Raw genomic sequence first — 15220 nt, 5'->3', positions numbered from 1 at the left:
GTGACGTGCGGAAGGCCCAGGCGCTCGGCATGCGTCCTCGTGACGGGGCCGCTCCCCGATGGTTCTCCATCTCCAATGCGCCAGTCACGGCCCGAGGGGATCCTACCGGGTGCCGGCGTGCCCGGCCGTCCGCCGGGGTCGACCCGCCGGTCGTGGTCAGTACCGCAAGATGGCCGAACCGTCGCCGGCTCCTGACCCCCTCGTCCCGGTCCTCGTCGATCTTGCAATTCCGGCCCGGGAAAAAGGGGTATTGAGCCCATAACAGGGGCCGAAAGTGCAAGATCGACGGGAGGAGCAGGGGCGACGGGGGGTCGCCGGGCCGGGGGCGCGCCCTTAGGATCGACGGCATGGCGGGGGCGGGTGGTGACGGGAGCCTGCTCGCCATCAGTGATCTGCACGTGCGGCACGCGGACAACCGGGCGATCGTCGAGGGGCTGCGTACCGAGTCGCCGGACGACTGGCTGCTCGTCGCCGGGGACGTCGGCGACACCGTCGAGCAGATCGAGTGGGCGCTGCGGCTGCTGGCCGGCCGGTTCGCGAAGGTGGTCTGGTCCCCGGGCAACCACGAACTGTGGACCCCGCCCACCGATCCGGTGACGCTGCGCGGCGTGGCCCGCTACGCCCACCTGGTCGAGCTGTGCCGGGGCCTCGGCATCGTCACCCCGGAGGATCCGTACCCGGCGTGGGAGGGGCGCGGCGGTCCGGTGACCGTGGCGCCCCTGTTCCTGCTGTACGACCACAGCTGGCGGCCGGAGGGCTTCGACACGCCGGAGGCGGCGCTGGCCGAGGCGTACCGGACGGGCGTCGTGTGCACCGACGAGTACCTGCTGCACCCGGACCCTTACGAGAGCCGCTCGGCGTGGTGCGCGGCCCGGGTGGCGGAAACCGCCCGGCGGCTGGCCGAGCGGGATCCGGCGTTGCCGACCGTGCTGGTCAACCACTGGCCGCTGGTCCGGGAGCCGACGCGCGTCCTGCGGTACCCGATCTTCGCCCAGTGGTGCGGCACCGAGGCGACCGCCGACTGGCACGTGCGCTTCGACGCCGCCGCCATGGTCTACGGCCATCTGCACATTCCCCGCACGACCTGGTACGACGGCGTCCGGTTCGAGGAGGTGTCGGTGGGCTACCCGCGCGAGTGGCGGCGGCGGAGCGCGCCCCCGGGCGAGCTGCGGCGCATCCTGCCGGAGCCGGACGGGGTGCCCCCGAGCGCCTGGTGACACGCGTCGGGGCCCGACCGGCGGCCGGGCCCCGGATGGCGTGGCGGGTTCAGGCGCGCACCGCGTCGAGGGACTTCTTCAGGGCCTTCGGGGCGGCCGGCGACCGGGGCGCCTTCTTGCGCATCTCGATCATCCGCTCGCCCAGCTCCTGCAGCTCGTTACGCCCCATCTTCTCGCGCACCTTGGGGAACCACTCCTGCTCCTCCTCCTCGACGTGGTGCAGCACGCTCTCGATCAGCACCGTCGTCTTGGCGTTGTAGTGCTCGTCGTCCGGCTTCATCGTGAAGAGCTCGAAGCAGAGCACGTCGGCGACGTGGTGCTCCTCGTACGACTCCAGGACGTGGTCCTCCAGTTCCGGCAGGCGCTTGCGGACCTCCGGGTACATGACCTCGTTCTCGAGGTAGGTGTGCACGGTCAGCGCCTCGAGGATCTGCTTGACCAGCTTCTCGCGCTGGCTCGCCGGCGCCTCCTCGCTGGCCTGGAACTCCTTGAACAGGCGGCGCATCTCCTTGTGGTCCTCTTTCAACAGGACGATGGCATCGGTGGACACCGGGCTGACCTCCTCGACTCGGGCTGAGGACTCCTTCCGTACCCGGGGTTGAGCAGGAGAAACGGATGGGCCCGGCGGATGACCGCCGGGCCCCACACGGTGTGGTGCCGGACTACTTCACAACCTGGTACGCGTTGACCATGCCCGCGCCGTAGAACCCGTTGCGCTCCCCGCCCGCGCACGTGGCGTCGTACGCGTGAGGACCGGCCGCGATCAGCGGCACCGGGTTGTAGACGCCCTCGGGGCAGGACTGCGCCACCGCGGTGTTCTCCAGCAGGGCCGCCAGAGCGCCCGGGTTGATGCCCGGGTGCGCGGAGGCGGCGAGCGCCGCGACACCCGCCGCGTGCGGCGAGGACATCGAGGTGCCCTGCTTGTAACCCCAGCCGTTGGTCTTCGTGCTGGTGTTGAAGGTGGTGGACAGGATGCCGTCGGTGAGGGTCGAGCGGGCACCCTGGGTGCGGAACCGGGTGTCGCCGCCCGGCGCCGTCACGTCGACGACGCCCGTGCCGTACGACGAGTAGTAGCTCTTCGCCCCGGTCGGGCCGACCGCCGAGACGGTGACGACGCCCGGCGCCTCGCCCGGCAGGACGAGGCAGGCGCTGTTGACCTCGCGGACCTCGACCGGAGCGCTGCCGTCGTTCGGGCTGCCGTCGTCGACGTTCTTGTGCGCCAGGTCGTAGTTGGAGTTGCCCGCCGACGCGACGTGCAGCACGCCCTTGGACTGCGAGTAGCGGATGGCCCGCTGCACCGCCTGCCAGACCGGACGCTGCCGCTCGTCGTTGCGGCAGTTCAGCTCCCACGGGTCGATGTAGTAGCTGTTGTTGGTCACCCGCATGCCGTGCTCGGCGGCCCACAGGAACCCGCAGACCGCAGCCTCCGGGTAGATGAGGCCGTCGTCGTTGACGACCTTGACCGCGGCCACCTTGACGCCGGGCGCGACGCCGGTGACGCCGACACCGTTGATCGCGGCGGCGATCGTGCCGGCCACGTGGGTGCCGTGGTCGGAGGTGGTCGGGTTCCAGGCCGCCTCGGACGTGTTGACGACGCCGCCCAGGCAGGAGGCGCTCTTGTCCTTGGCGATCTGGCTGGCCAGGTCGGGGTGGCTGCTGGAGATGCCGCTGTCCAGCACACCCACCACGACGTTCGCGCTGCCGGTGGTGACGGCGTGCGCCTCGGGCACGTCGATCATCGGCATGTCCCACTGCTGGCCGTAGAGCGGCTCGCCGGTGGGGTCACCGGCGGCAGCGGCGACGGCCGCGGCGTCGACCTCGACGGTCTCGCCCTCCTCGATGGCGGAACCGAGGCCGGTCGTCGCGGCGACCGAGTCGACCCCGGCGCCCGCCACGTCGGCGGCGAACTCCGGGTTGGTGGAGCGGACGACCAGCACGCCGATCTGGTCGTACTCGGCCACGATCGAGCCCCTGGCGGAGGCCACGCGGGCCACCGCCTTGTCGGTCGTGGCGCCCTGCGGGGCCAGCACCAGGTACGTGGTGTCCGGCCCGGCGGCCGACGCGGCCGGAGCCATGCCACCGGTGACGGCCAGGCCGACACCGAGGGACACGGCCGACGCGGCGGCCAGTGTCTTGCGACGGAGGTTCTTCACACAGACTCCCAGGGGCTGTCGTGCGGCCGGCGCTCCCTGGTGGGGAGCGGTCCGGCGGGCGGCGGGCAGGGTGCCCGTCACCGATGTAGACAGCGCTGGACGTTCATGTGGCGTTACACACACCTTCTCCCGGGAGACAAAGGGTGTCAGACCGTGGCGAGGGTGTGCGGAATCTCGTCGAGCAGCTCGCGGGCCAGGAAACCGATCCGGCCGTACTGCGGCACCAGGCGCTGGCCGCTCACGGCGTGCGCGAACGCACCCCAGCACGCGGCCTGCGCCGGCTCCGCGCCCCGGGACAGCAGGCCGGCCAGCAGACCGGCGCGCACGTCGCCGCTGCCCGAGGTGCCGAGCCCCGCGTCGCCGCTCTCCTCCCGCCAGCCCCGCCCGTCCGGCGGGGCGATGTGGCCGTACAGCGACACCACGGCGTCGTACCGGCCGGCCAGCTCCGTCGCCTCCGCGTCGAGGTCGTCGCCGGGGTCGCGGCCGAGCAGGTGCCGGGCCTCGGTGAGGTTCGGCGTCAGGATCACCGGACGGCCCGCGCCGACCACCAGCACCGTGCCCCGCGACTCCTTGCCTCCCGACGGCATGGGCAGCGCCCAGTCCCGCAGCAGCGCCGGCGTGATGACCGGGGTGTCAGACCGGTTCGGCATGGACCTCGTCCTCCCTGGTCGGTCGGGCGCCCTCGCGGCGCAGGTGGCGTACGTCGTTGAACACGTCGGGGCGGAGCCGGCCGTCGTCGGCCGACCAGCCGGTCACCGAGCAGTTCGCGATGACGTGCTCGCGGGTCAACGCCATCAACTCCTCCTCGGTGAGCCCCTCCACCAGGTAACGGATGAGGAAGACGATGGCGTCGTGGCCGAACAGCAGCACCCGCTGGCCCTCGTGGTCGCGACGGAGGTCGCCGAGGAGGGCGCGCAGCCGCAGCGCCACGTCCGTCCACGACTCGCCGCCGGGCGGGCGGTAGTAGAACTTGCCGTGCCGGTCCCGCCGCGCCGCCTCCTCCGGGTACCGGCGGCGTACGCCGTGCCCGGTCAGGCCGTCGAGGATGCCCAGCTCCCGGTCGCGCAGCCGCTCGTCGCGGGTGCACGGGACGCCGGTGCGGTCGAGGGCCAGCTCGGCGGTCCGCCGCGCACGCAGGTACGGCGACACCACCGCCACGTCGGGTCGGCGGGCCTCGGGCAGCCCGGCGAGCCACCGACCGGTGGCCCGGGCCTGCTCCTCCCCGGTGCGGCTGAGCGGCACGTCCGGGTCGCGGTGGGTGAGGTCGATCAGCTCGGCACCGGACGCCTCGGCCGCGCCGGCCGCCACGTTCGCCGTGCTCTCGCCGTGCCGGACGATCCACAGCGCCGCCAGTTCCGCCATGCGCCACCCCCTACCCCGGCGCGTCGCCGGGTAACCGCGAGGTGCCGGCGCTCCCGGGCGTGAACGGGCCGATGAGGGGTAAGCGCTGGCTCGACCACGACACGGACAGGGGAGGTACGCCGTGGCGACCATGACAATGGAGCAGAAGAGCGCTCTGAAGGACAAGAACTACGACCTCATCCACGCGATACAGATGTCCCTCGAGAACATCTACCGGATGGAGACGTACATCTCCGACGCCCAGGCGCGCGGAGACAGCGAACTCGCCACCTGGTTCAAGAAGATCCAGGAGAACAACCGCAAGGCGGGCGAGCAGGGCAAACAGATGCTGATGGCGCGCATGCAGCAAGAAGGGCGCTGATCGTCGCCGTACCGCCGGCCGGACCGCTCACCGGAGCCGTCCGGCCGGCGGCGTGTCCCCGCCGGGCGGCCCACGGGCGGCTACCGTGTGAGGCGTGGCGACGACGGCGGCGGAGGATGTCCGGGTCGGGGAGCGCGTCGTACGGGTCTCCAGCCCGGACAAGCCGTACTTTCCCGAGCGCGGGCTGACCAAGCTCGACGTGGTGCGATACTTCCTGGCCGTCGGCGACGGCATCCTGCGGGCCCTCCGGGACCGACCGACCATGCTGGAGCGCTGGCCGCGCGGCGTCTTCGAGGGCGCGAAGATCGCCACCCGGCAGGACAACCGGGGCGACGCGTTCTACCAGAAGCGGCTGCCGGCCGGGGCGCCCGAATGGGTCCGGACCGCCCACATCACGTTCCCCAGCGGTCGTACCGCCGACGAGGTCGCGCCGAGCGAGCTGGCGGTCGTCATCTGGGCGGTCAACCTCGGCACCCTGCGCTTCCACCCGTGGCCGGTGTCCAAGGGCGACGTCGAGCGGCCCGACCAGCTGCGCATCGACCTGGACCCGCTGCCGGGGGTCGGCTTCGACCAGGTGGTGCCGGTGGCGCACGAGGTCCGCGCGTTCCTCGACGAGCTGGGGCTGGTCGGCTACCCGAAGACCACCGGAGGCCGGGGCCTGCACGTCTACCTGACCATCGAACCCCGGTGGAGCTTCGGCGAGTGCCGGCGGGCCGTCCTCGCGCTGGGCCGGGAGATGCAGCGCCGTCGACCCGACCTGGTGACCACCACGTGGTGGCGGGACCAGCGGGACCGGCCGGTCTTCGTCGACTACAACCAGATGGCCCGGGACCACACGATGACGTCGGCGTACTCGATCCGGCCCACCCCGGCGGCGCTGGTGTCCGCGCCGCTGGACTGGTCCGAGCTGGACGACGTCCGGCCGGAGGACTTCGACGTCACGACGATGCCGGCCCGCTTCGCGGAACGCGGCGACCCGCACGCCGGGCTGGACGACCGCGCGTACTCGCTGGAACCGCTCCTGGAGCTGGCCGACCGGGAAGGGCTGGAGGCCCCACCCGAGCGCTGAGGGGCTCACTCACCAGGTGTGTGGCGGCTCGCTTCCGCCGGCGGTCGGCGCGGCGACGGATCGAGCGGCGCTGACCGCCGGGCAGCGGTGACCGGGCGGCAAGAGCTGGCGTTTGCAGGTTCTTTGCAGCGCCGGCGCGCCCGGGTCACTCCCAGGGGCTGGTCTCGCCGTCGAACTCGTGGAAGACCAGCCAGGTGCGGGTGGAGAGGACCCCCGGAATGCTCTGCACCCGGCTCAGCACCACGTCGCGCAGGGTGGCGTTGTCCGGCGCGCGGACCAGGGCGAGCACGTCGTGGTCGCCGCCGAGCAGCGCGGCGTGCTCGATGTAGCGCACCCGCGCCAGCTCCGCGGACACCTCGCGCCAGGTGTTCTGCTCGATCGTGATCGCGATGTACGCCGAGGTGCCGAGCCCGGCGGCCTCCGGCGCGACCTGCGCCCGGAAGCCGGTGATCACACCGTCGCGCAGCAGGCGCTCCACCCGGGCGTACGCGTTGGTGCGGGAGATGTGGATGCGCTCGGCGAGCGTACGCACCGACGTGCGCCCGTCCCGGGCCAGCTCGGCCAGGATGCGCCGGTCGACCTCGTCCAGGGCGCGGGCCGATCGTCCCGTTGCGGGCGTCGAGTCCACCTCCGGTCCGGACTCCTGGCTCATGGCCACGCCTTCCTTCTGCCATCCGTCCCGCGTTCACCGGGCATCTTGAGTCAATCATCCGACAGCAGGAGCATAGGCGCACCAGATGTCCAGGAGGTTCCCGCCGTGACGACCACACCCCAGGCGGTCCGCAGGGAGTCCCGGCGCGGGTCCCGACCGGCCACCACGCCGGATCCGGCCCGCGCGCTGATGCCGGCGGGCGAGCCGGTACGCCTGCTCGACCCCGACGGCACCCCGCTGCCGGCCCACCCCGACTACCCCGAGCCGCCCGTCGAGGCGCTCGTCGAGCTGCACCGGCGGATGGTGATCGGCCGCCGCTTCGACGTGCAGGCCACGGCGCTGACGAAGCAGGGCCGGCTCGCCGTCTACCCGTCCTCCCGCGGGCAGGAGGCGTGCCAGGTCGGCGCGATCCTCGCCCTGAACGACGACGACTGGGTCTTCCCCACCTACCGCGAGTCGATGGCCCTGGTGTCCCGGGGAATCGACCCGGTCGAGGTGCTGACCCTGCTGCGCGGCGACTGGCACTGCGGGTACGACCCGGCCGCCCGGCGTACCGCACCGCAGTGCACGCCGCTCGCCACCCAGTGCGTGCACGCCGCCGGCCTCGCCTACGGGGAGGCGTACCAGGGGCGGGACACGGTGGCGCTGGCCTTCATCGGCGACGGCGCCACCAGCGAGGGCGACTTCCACGAGGGGGTCAACTTCGCCGCCGTGTTCAAGGCGCCGGTCGTCTACTTCGTCCAGAACAACCGGTACGCGATCAGCGTCCCGCTGTCCCGGCAGACCGCCGCGCCGAGCCTCGCGTACAAGGGCGTCGGCTACGGCGTGCCGAGCGAGCAGGTCGACGGCAACGACCCGGTCGCCGTCCTCGCGGTGCTCACCCGCGCGGTGGCGCACGCCCGCGCCGGCCACGGCCCGTTCCTGGTCGAGGCGCACACCTACCGGATGGAGCCGCACACCAACGCCGACGACGCCACCCGCTACCGGGACGCCGACGAGGTGGAGGCGTGGCGGGACCGGGACCCGGTCGCCCGGCTGGAGACCTACCTGCGGGCGCGGGGCGCGCTGGACGACGCGGCGGTGGCCGCGGTCGCCGAGGAGGCCGAGGCGTACGCCGCCGACCTGCGGGACCGGATGCACGACAAGCCCACGGTCGACCCGCTGAGCCTGTTCGACCACGTCTACGCCCAGCCGACGCCGCAGCTCGTCGAGCAGCGCGACCAGGTCCGCGCCGAACTGGCCGCGGCCGCCGAGGAGGGGGACGCCTGATGGCCACCATGACCATGGCGAAGGCGCTCAACGCGGCCCTCGCCGACGCGATGCTCGACGACGAGCGGGTGGTCGTCTTCGGCGAGGACGTCGGCCAGCTCGGCGGCGTCTTCCGGATCACCGACGGGCTCCAGGCCCGCTTCGGCGACAAGCGCTGCTTCGACACCCCGCTCGCCGAGGCCGGCATCGTCGGCTTCGCCGTCGGCCTGGCCATGTCCGGCCTGCGGCCGGTGGTGGAGATGCAGTTCGACGCGTTCGCGTACCCGGCGTTCGAGCAGATCGCGTCGCACGTGGCGAAGCTGCGCAACCGCACCCGGGGCGCGCTCAGCGTGCCGATCGTCATCCGCGTCCCGTACGCGGGCGGCATCGGCGGGGTGGAGCACCACTGCGACTCGTCCGAGGCGTACTACGCCCACACGCCCGGCCTGAAGGTGGTCACCCCGGCCACCGTCGAGGACGCGTACTCCCTGCTGCGCGAGGCGATCGCCGACCCGGACCCGGTCGTGTTCATGGAGCCCAAGAAGCTCTACTTCGCCAGCGCCGAGGCCGACCTGCCGGCCCGCACCCAGCCGTTCGGGCGCGCCGTGGTCCGCCGCCCCGGCACCGACGCCACCCTGGTCGCGTACGGGCCGGCGGTGCCGGTCGCGCTGGAGGCCGCCGAGGCCGCCCGCGAGGAGGGCTGGGACCTGGAGGTCGTGGACGTCCGCACGATCGTGCCGTTCGACGACGCCACGGTCACCGCCTCGGTCCGGAAGACCGGGCGGTGCGTGGTGATCCAGGAGGCGCAGGGCTTCGCCGGGGTCGGCGCGGAGATCGCCGCCCGGGTGCAGGAGCGCTGCTTCCACGCGTTGCACGCCCCGGTGCTGCGGGTGTCCGGCCTGGACATCCCGTACCCGGCGCCGATGCTGGAGCACACCCACCTGCCCGGCGTGGACCGGGTGCTCGACGCGGTGGCCCGCCTCCAGTGGGACGACCAGCCCGACGCGCGCTGGCTCACCGAGGCCGGTGCGGCATGAGCGAGAGAGTCTTCCTCCTGCCCGACCTGGGGGAGGGGCTGACCGAGGCGGAGATCGTCGAGTGGCGGGTCGCCGTCGGCGACACCGTGACGGTGGACCAGACCGTCGTCGAGGTGGAGACCGCCAAGGCCGTCGTCGACGTGCCCTGCCCGTACGCCGGGCGGGTCGTGGCCCTGCACGGCGCGGCCGGTGAGGTCCGGCCGGTCGGCCAGCCGCTGATCACCATCGCGCCGCTGGACGCGGCGGCGGCGCCCACGCCCGACGGCGCTCCCGAGCCCCCCGGCCACGCCACCTACCGCGAGGAGGAGCGCGCCGGCTCCGGCAACGTCCTCATCGGGTACGGCACGGGCCACGGCGGCTCGGGCCGGCGCCGCCGCCGTCCCCGCCTCGCCCCGGCGGTGGCCGCCCCGACCGGTGCGCCGGCGAACGGCGCGCCCGTGCCGGCGACCGCCGACACGGGCGCCGTGCTGGTCATCTCGCCGATCGTGCGGCGGCTGGCGAAGGAGCGCGGCGTGGACCTGGCCACCCTGCGCGGCACCGGGCCGGGCGGGGTGATCCGCCGGGCCGACGTGGAGGCGGCCGGCACCGTCGCGCCGGCGGCCCGGCTCGCCGCCGTCCCGGACGTCCCGGACCAGCACGTCGGGCTCGGCGACGGCGACGTCGTCGTCCCGCTGACCGGCATCCGCAAGGCCATCGCCGACAAGCTGTCCCGCAGCCGGCGGGAGATCCCCGAGGTGACCATCTGGGTGGACGTCGACGCGACCGCCCTGCTGGAGACCCGTGCCGCGATCAACACGGCCACCCCGGACGCGCCGGTGAGCATCCTGGCCCTGCTGGCCCGGATCTGCCTGTCCGGGCTGCGGAGGTTCCCGCAGCTCAACTCGCGGGTGGACACGGAGGGGCAGCGGATCGTCCAGTCCGCCGGCGTGCACCTGGGCATCGCCGCCCAGACCGACCGGGGTCTCGTGGTGCCGGTGCTGCGGGACGCGCAGCGGCTCACCACCGCCGAACTGGCCGCCGCGCTGGCCGAGACCACGGCGGCGGCGCGGGCCGGCACGCTCCCGCCGGCCCGGCTCACCGGCGGCACGTTCACGCTGAACAACTACGGCGTGTTCGGCGTGGACGGCTCCACCCCGATCATCAACCACCCGGAGGCGGCGCTGCTCGGCGTGGGCCGGATCGTGGACAAGCCGTGGGTGGTCGACGGGCAGCTCGCGGTGCGGAAGGTGACCCAGCTCAGCCTCACCTTCGACCACCGGGTCTGCGACGGCGGGGTGGCCGGCGGCTTCCTGCGGCACGTCGCGGACTGCGTGGAACGGCCCGCGCTGCTGATCGCGAACCTCTGACCGGACCGAAGGCCGGCGGCGGCGTGTGCCACCGCCGGCCATCCGGCGTCAGTGTGCGGTCGAGGGAGTCAGGACCACCGTCGCGGTCCCGGTCCGCGGCGGTACGTCCGGCTCGGTCGCGTCCGTGTACTCGGCGACGAACACGGCGCTGAGGTTGTCCGCCCCACCGTGCCCGCCGTCGACGAACGTGGCGATCGTGCCGGTGCATCCGTTCGCCGACGACAACGGATGCCCGTGCTGGTCGTGCCCGAGGATGTAGGTGACCTTCACCCGGGCGCAGTCCACCGGCAGATCGTCGGTGACCTTCACCTCGAACGCCACCGTCTGGCCGAACTCGAACGGCTGGCCGGCCACCGGGGTGACGAACTCCACCTCCGGCGCGCGGGGTCCGATCAGCAGCGGCAGGGTGGCCGCCGCCGACCGCCCCGTGCGGTCGGTGACCTTCACCGTCGGCGCGTACGACCCGTTCGAGGTGTAGGTGAAGCTCGGGTTCGCCTCGGTCGAGTCCACCGACCCGTCGGCGTCGAAGTCCCACGCGTACCGCAGCGGGTCGCCGTCCGGGTCCACCGTGCCGGCACTGGAGAACTGCACCGTCAGCGGCGCCTGCCCGGCGGTGGGCGTCCGTCCGGCGTAAAGGTCTGTCAGCGCATCCGAAACTTTCGTCGCCATAAGCAAAAGCTTGGATTCGGGTGGCGGAGGCGGGCGGGCCGGGCGATCGGGGCGGGCGCGGGTCGAAGCGGGACGCCGGGCGGGCATCGGGCACGGTCGGTCACGGCCGGCGCACTTCGTTCAGGACCGGAAAATGGGGCCGATAATTACGGTCGGAGATTCGCCGAAATTGCGTACAAAACTGTGCCCGACGGAGAGAATGTGGCGGAGGGAAAGCATTAACGGGGGGACGCATCATGGATTTCAGGCGGCGAATGACGCTGCTCGCGGTGGCCGTCGCGGCCGCACCGTTGGCCCTGGGCGGATGCACCGCCGACCGCCGGCCGGGGGCGCGACCGGGGGAGGGCCGGGGAGGCGCGCCGGAACTGGCGTTGACACCCGCGGAGGGGACCCGCGACGTGCCGATCAGCGCCGAGGTCGGTACGACCGTGAAGGGCGGCCGGGTCACCTCAGTGAAGATCACGGACGACAAGGGCGGGCAGGTCGCGGCTGAGCCCCGGGAGGACGGCTCGGGCTGGGTGCCGAGCGCGCCGCTGAAGCCCCGCCGGACGTACACGGCCGAGGTGACCGCCACCGGCGACTCCGGCAAGACCACCACCCGGAAGACGACCTTCACCACGATGCCGAAATCCACCAAGCAGGCGATAACGAGTACGTTGTATTTCGCCGGTAATCGGACGTACGGAACGGCGATGCCGGTAACCGTCGCGTTCGACCCGCCCATTCCGAAAGAGGCCAGGGCGGCGGTGCAGCGCCGGTTGTTCGTGAAGACCGACCCGCCGCAGCCGGGAGTGTGGTCCTGGGTGTCCGACGGCTCCCAGGTGTACTACCGGGCGCCCGACTTCTGGCGGCCCGGGACCACGATCAGCGTGCGCGCCGGACTCGAGGGCCTGCCGATCGGCAAGGAGTACGTGGGCGACTCCGAGCATAAGGCGACCTCGAAGATCGGCCGGCAGGTCTCCCTGGAGATCGACAACGCCACCAAGCAGATGTCCGTGCTGCGCAACGGCAAGCTCGTCCGCAAGATCCCGGTCAGTATGGGCAAGCCCAGCACGCCGACGTCCAGCGGCAAGATGGTGATCATGGAGAAGCACCAGTTCACCACGTTCGACACCCGGGGTTCGGCAGACCCGTACGTGGTCGACGTCGAGGACGCACAGCGCCTCACGTGGGGCGGCGAGTTCATCCACGGCGCGCCGTGGTCCGAGGGGGTCCAGGGGAGCGAGAACGTCTCCCACGGCTGCACCAACGTCTCCGCCACGGCCGCGGACTGGCTCATGAACATCACGCAGGTCGGCGACCTGGTGACGATCAAGGGCACCGAGGTGACGCTGGACGAGGGCAACGGCTGGACGGCCTGGAACGTGAGCTGGGACAAGTACGTCAAGGGCAGCGCCCTGCCCGTGCCGGCCGGCCTGGCGCCGAGCCCGACGCAGGTGCCTCACCCCGGCGCGGTCGCCGGCGGCTCACCCGCGCCGGTGCCGTCCGTCCGCGGCGGCTGACCCGGGAGTACGCGGGGACCGGTCCGGAAGGCGGGCCGGTCCCCGCGGTGTGGGGCAGCCGGTCCGGTCCCCGCAAGTCGGGGTGTCCGGCCCGCATGGTCCGGAGCGGACTTCAGCCCAGCGGCACCCGGGCCACACCGGCGCCGGTGAGGCTGCCGAGCCACAGGTGGTCGCCGTGCTGCCGGACACCGGTGACCATGTCGTACGTCCCGTTGGGACCGTGCAGGGTACGCAGCACGTGACCGTCACCGTCCACGAGGGCGGCCAGGCCGTAGCGCAGCGGCTTCGGCTGCACCGCCGCCGGCAGGACGGCCACGAGCTGCCGCAGCCGGGGGTGTGGCAGCAGCCGCTCGACGACCGGCACGCGGGGGCTGGGCAGCGCGATCCAGTACGTCCCGTCGCCCACCGCGGACACGTTGTCCGGGTATGCCGGCAGGTCCGCGAGCACCGTGACGACGCCGTCCGGCAGGCCGACCCGGACCAACCGGTGCGTGGCCGTCTCCACCAGCATCAGCGCCGACTCGTCCGGGGTCAGCGCGACCCCGTTGGGGAAGTACAGGCCCGAGCAGACCACCTCGGTGGCCCCGCTGCCCGGGTCGTACGCCAGCACCCGCCCGTTGGGTCGGTGCTCCAGCAGGTCGCGCTTCCAGTGCGAGACGGGGAACCGGCTGGACGAGTCGGTGAAGTAGACCGTGCCGTCCCGACTGACCGCGGCGTTGTCGGCCAGGTGCGGCCGGGGACCGGAGCCGCCCAGGTCCCGGACCGTGCCGTCGCCGGTCACCCGCAGCAGCCCCCGGTAGGCGTCGCAGACCACCAGGCTGCCGTCGCGCGGATCGACCTCCACGCCCAGCGGCCGGCCGCCGGTCTCGGCGAGAAACCGCGGACGGGTGCCCGCCGGCGCGTCGACGGGCCACCACCAGATGCTGCCGTCCTCCGACCCGCTGACCACCCGTCCCGCCGGGTCCACGACGACGTCCTCCGGACCGGACGTGCCGTCGGGCAGGGGCAGCAGCTGGACGGCGTCGAGCCGGCGGTCGACCGGCGACCACGGCCCGTCGAGGGGCGGCGGCACGGTGGCGGGCTCGCGGACGGGACGGATCAACCACGGCGCGCGGGGGCGGGGGACGACCATCCGCTCATTCTGGCCCGCCGATGCGTCCGGCGTCGCCCCCTCGGGCCTCGACGGGGCCACCACCCGGTCGGGTGACCAGCCGCCGTGGCCCCGCCGGCCACCGCCGACGCACTCGCGTGTGGATCTGCGCGGCGACGACATCCGTCCCGACCGCTGTCGAGCTGCCCTACAGATGGGGCACGGTGCGCCCCTGCGGGGCCCCGGCCACCGGGTGGTCTCATCGATGGGGCAGCTCGACAGCCCACCACCCGGCATCCGGACTCGGTCACGAGACGGCCGACCCGCCGCCGTCGTCATCCGCCTCCCCAGGACGTGGGTCGGTCCGGACGCCGAGGGTGGACTGCCGGGCCGGCTGGTGGGCCGGCCGGTGGTCGCCGTGGCCGCTCCGGGGGTCGCCCGGAAGGGGGATCCCCGACGGCTGCGGATACGACCCTGGTCGTACCCGGATCCCGTCCCGCGGCACGACGGAACTGTCGGTGGTCGGGGCTAGCTTCGTCGGCATGGGACAGCGGGGTGACCGGTTCCACGTCGAGGTCAGCGTGGGTGCCCGGGTGGTGGAGGTGCGGGCGACCGGCGAGATCGACGTCGCCACGGTCGGCGCGCTGCGGTCGGCGCTGTGGTCCGTGCCGGCCCGGTCGGTGCTGCGGCTCGACCTGTCCGGCGTCCGCGTCCTCTCCGCCGCCGGGGTGCGCGCGCTGGCCGCCGCCCACCTGCGGCTGCGCGCCGGTGGTGGGGAGCTGGTTCTGGTGCGACCGGACCCGGTGGTCGCCCGGGTCCTGCGCGTGACCGGCCTGCACCGTGTGGTCCGCGTCGTCGACGACGCCCCCGCGCCGGTGGCCGGCCGCGCTCTGATCGCCGCGTGAGGGCCCCGGCCGCGCCGAGGCCCTCACCGCGTCAGCGCACGCCGAGCAGGTCGACGACGAACACCAGCGTCTCGCCCGGCTTGATGACGCCGCCGGCGCCCCGGTCGCCGTAGCCGAGGTGCGGCGGGATGGTCAGGCGACGACGGCCGCCGACCTTCATGCCGACGACACCCTGGTCCCAGCCGGCGATGACCCGCCCGCCCCCGAGGGGGAACTCGAAGGGCTCGCCGCGGTTCCACGACGCGTCGAACTCCCGGCCGTTGGAGTGGGCGACGCCGACGTAGTGGACCCGCGCGACCTGCCCTGCGCGCGCCTCGGGCCCCTCGCCGACGGTGATGTCCTCGATGACGAGGTCGGCCGGGGGCGCGCCCTCGATCGGGCCGACCTCGGGCTTGCCTGCCTGGTTCATCCGGAAGTCTCCTGCCGTGTCCGTCGTGATGTCCTTCGCCCCGTGATCCTGCCGGATCGCCATTCTCCGATGTGTGCCGGGCGTACACGCGACGCGGCGGGCGCCACCCGGTGGGTGACGCCCGCTGTCGAGGATGCTGCGGTGTCCGGTCAGCGGAGCCAGGGGAACCGCTGGACGATGGGGAGCTTCTCCCAGGCGGC

Annotated in this window: 16 protein-coding genes and 1 riboswitch; of the genes, 8 read left to right on the top strand and 8 right to left on the bottom strand. The window is 73.2% G+C overall.

What is annotated here, in order from left to right; translation table 11 throughout:
* Window positions 1-7: 7 nt before the first annotated feature.
* Window positions 8-98, bottom strand: a riboswitch (ZMP/ZTP riboswitch).
* A 249-nt stretch (window positions 99-347) separates the two neighbouring features.
* The gene (locus HCJ94_RS21395) at window positions 348-1217 is read left to right on the top strand and encodes a metallophosphoesterase family protein (RefSeq protein WP_168002820.1); all 870 of its coding nucleotides are present in this window, start codon (window positions 348-350) and stop codon (window positions 1215-1217) included.
* A gap of 49 nt (window positions 1218-1266) precedes the next feature.
* On the opposite strand, the gene HCJ94_RS21390 is transcribed toward HCJ94_RS21395, so the two are convergent.
* From HCJ94_RS21390 to HCJ94_RS21375, 4 genes are all read right to left on the bottom strand, one after another.
* Entirely contained in the window at window positions 1267-1767 is a 501-nt protein-coding gene (locus tag HCJ94_RS21390; protein WP_168002819.1) for a hemerythrin domain-containing protein, read from the bottom strand.
* 112 nt (window positions 1768-1879) lie between these two features.
* Entirely contained in the window at window positions 1880-3370 is a 1491-nt protein-coding gene (locus HCJ94_RS21385; RefSeq protein ID WP_168002818.1) for a S8 family peptidase, read from the bottom strand.
* A gap of 146 nt (window positions 3371-3516) precedes the next feature.
* Window positions 3517-4020, bottom strand: a complete 504-nt coding sequence (locus HCJ94_RS21380; RefSeq protein WP_168002817.1) for an ADP-dependent NAD(P)H-hydrate dehydratase — start codon at window positions 4018-4020, stop codon at window positions 3517-3519.
* Window positions 4004-4732 carry a histidine phosphatase family protein gene (locus HCJ94_RS21375; RefSeq protein ID WP_168002816.1) on the bottom strand — a complete coding sequence of 243 codons (729 nt, stop codon included), beginning with the start codon at window positions 4730-4732 and terminating at the stop codon, window positions 4004-4006. Before HCJ94_RS21375 ends, HCJ94_RS21380 begins: the two co-directional genes overlap by 17 nt.
* A gap of 130 nt (window positions 4733-4862) precedes the next feature.
* Between HCJ94_RS21375 and HCJ94_RS21370 the strand changes: the two genes are divergently transcribed.
* A complete protein-coding gene (locus HCJ94_RS21370; RefSeq protein WP_168002888.1) occupies window positions 4863-5093 on the top strand; it encodes a hypothetical protein in 231 nt (76 codons plus the stop codon).
* Window positions 5094-5187: 94 nt separating this feature from the next.
* The gene (locus HCJ94_RS21365; RefSeq protein ID WP_168002815.1) at window positions 5188-6162 is read left to right on the top strand and encodes a DNA polymerase domain-containing protein; all 975 of its coding nucleotides are present in this window, start codon (window positions 5188-5190) and stop codon (window positions 6160-6162) included.
* Between the two features lie 145 nt (window positions 6163-6307).
* On the opposite strand, the gene HCJ94_RS21360 is transcribed toward HCJ94_RS21365, so the two are convergent.
* Complete coding sequence (locus HCJ94_RS21360) at window positions 6308-6814, bottom strand: Lrp/AsnC family transcriptional regulator (RefSeq protein WP_168002814.1); 507 nt, start codon at window positions 6812-6814, stop codon at window positions 6308-6310.
* Between the two features lie 72 nt (window positions 6815-6886).
* Here HCJ94_RS21360 and pdhA point away from each other — a divergent pair, with 72 nt between their 5' ends.
* From pdhA to HCJ94_RS21345, 3 genes are read left to right on the top strand one after another with little or no spacing between them, the layout of a single operon-like run.
* Window positions 6887-8083 (top strand): pyruvate dehydrogenase (acetyl-transferring) E1 component subunit alpha, encoded by a 1197-nt coding sequence (gene pdhA / locus HCJ94_RS21355; protein ID WP_309227377.1) that lies wholly within the window; start codon window positions 6887-6889, stop codon window positions 8081-8083.
* Window positions 8083-9099: an alpha-ketoacid dehydrogenase subunit beta gene (locus tag HCJ94_RS21350; protein WP_168002812.1), complete on the top strand. Its 1017-nt coding sequence runs from the start codon at window positions 8083-8085 to the stop codon at window positions 9097-9099. The genes pdhA and HCJ94_RS21350 overlap by 1 nt, the downstream gene beginning before the upstream one ends.
* Window positions 9096-10445 (top strand): dihydrolipoamide acetyltransferase family protein, encoded by a 1350-nt coding sequence (locus HCJ94_RS21345; RefSeq protein WP_168002811.1) that lies wholly within the window; start codon window positions 9096-9098, stop codon window positions 10443-10445. Before HCJ94_RS21350 ends, HCJ94_RS21345 begins: the two co-directional genes overlap by 4 nt.
* Before the next feature lie 48 nt (window positions 10446-10493).
* Here the strand turns inward: HCJ94_RS21345 and HCJ94_RS21340 are convergent, their stop codons facing one another.
* The gene (locus HCJ94_RS21340) at window positions 10494-11114 is read right to left on the bottom strand and encodes a PKD domain-containing protein (RefSeq protein WP_240944402.1); all 621 of its coding nucleotides are present in this window, start codon (window positions 11112-11114) and stop codon (window positions 10494-10496) included.
* Between the two features lie 236 nt (window positions 11115-11350).
* Between HCJ94_RS21340 and HCJ94_RS21335 the strand changes: the two genes are divergently transcribed.
* Window positions 11351-12616, top strand: coding sequence for a L,D-transpeptidase (locus HCJ94_RS21335; protein ID WP_168002809.1), 1266 nt, complete (start codon window positions 11351-11353; stop codon window positions 12614-12616).
* Between the two features lie 112 nt (window positions 12617-12728).
* Here HCJ94_RS21335 and HCJ94_RS21330 read toward each other — a convergent pair whose 3' ends face one another.
* Window positions 12729-13748 carry an SMP-30/gluconolactonase/LRE family protein gene (locus HCJ94_RS21330; protein ID WP_168002808.1) on the bottom strand — a complete coding sequence of 340 codons (1020 nt, stop codon included), beginning with the start codon at window positions 13746-13748 and terminating at the stop codon, window positions 12729-12731.
* A gap of 500 nt (window positions 13749-14248) precedes the next feature.
* On the opposite strand from HCJ94_RS21330, the gene HCJ94_RS21325 reads away from it, so the two are divergent.
* Window positions 14249-14611 (top strand): STAS domain-containing protein, encoded by a 363-nt coding sequence (locus tag HCJ94_RS21325; protein ID WP_168002807.1) that lies wholly within the window; start codon window positions 14249-14251, stop codon window positions 14609-14611.
* Window positions 14612-14642: 31 nt separating this feature from the next.
* Here the strand turns inward: HCJ94_RS21325 and HCJ94_RS21320 are convergent, their stop codons facing one another.
* A complete protein-coding gene (locus HCJ94_RS21320; protein WP_168002806.1) occupies window positions 14643-15020 on the bottom strand; it encodes an FKBP-type peptidyl-prolyl cis-trans isomerase in 378 nt (125 codons plus the stop codon).
* Window positions 15021-15220 lie beyond the last annotated feature (200 nt).

Source organism: Micromonospora thermarum (assembly GCF_012034245.1).
In the GTDB taxonomy this organism is placed as follows: Bacteria; Actinomycetota; Actinomycetes; order Mycobacteriales; family Micromonosporaceae; genus Micromonospora; species Micromonospora thermarum.
Note: the sequence above shows the minus strand (reverse complement) of the source record. Positions and strands in the feature narration are given on the sequence as shown.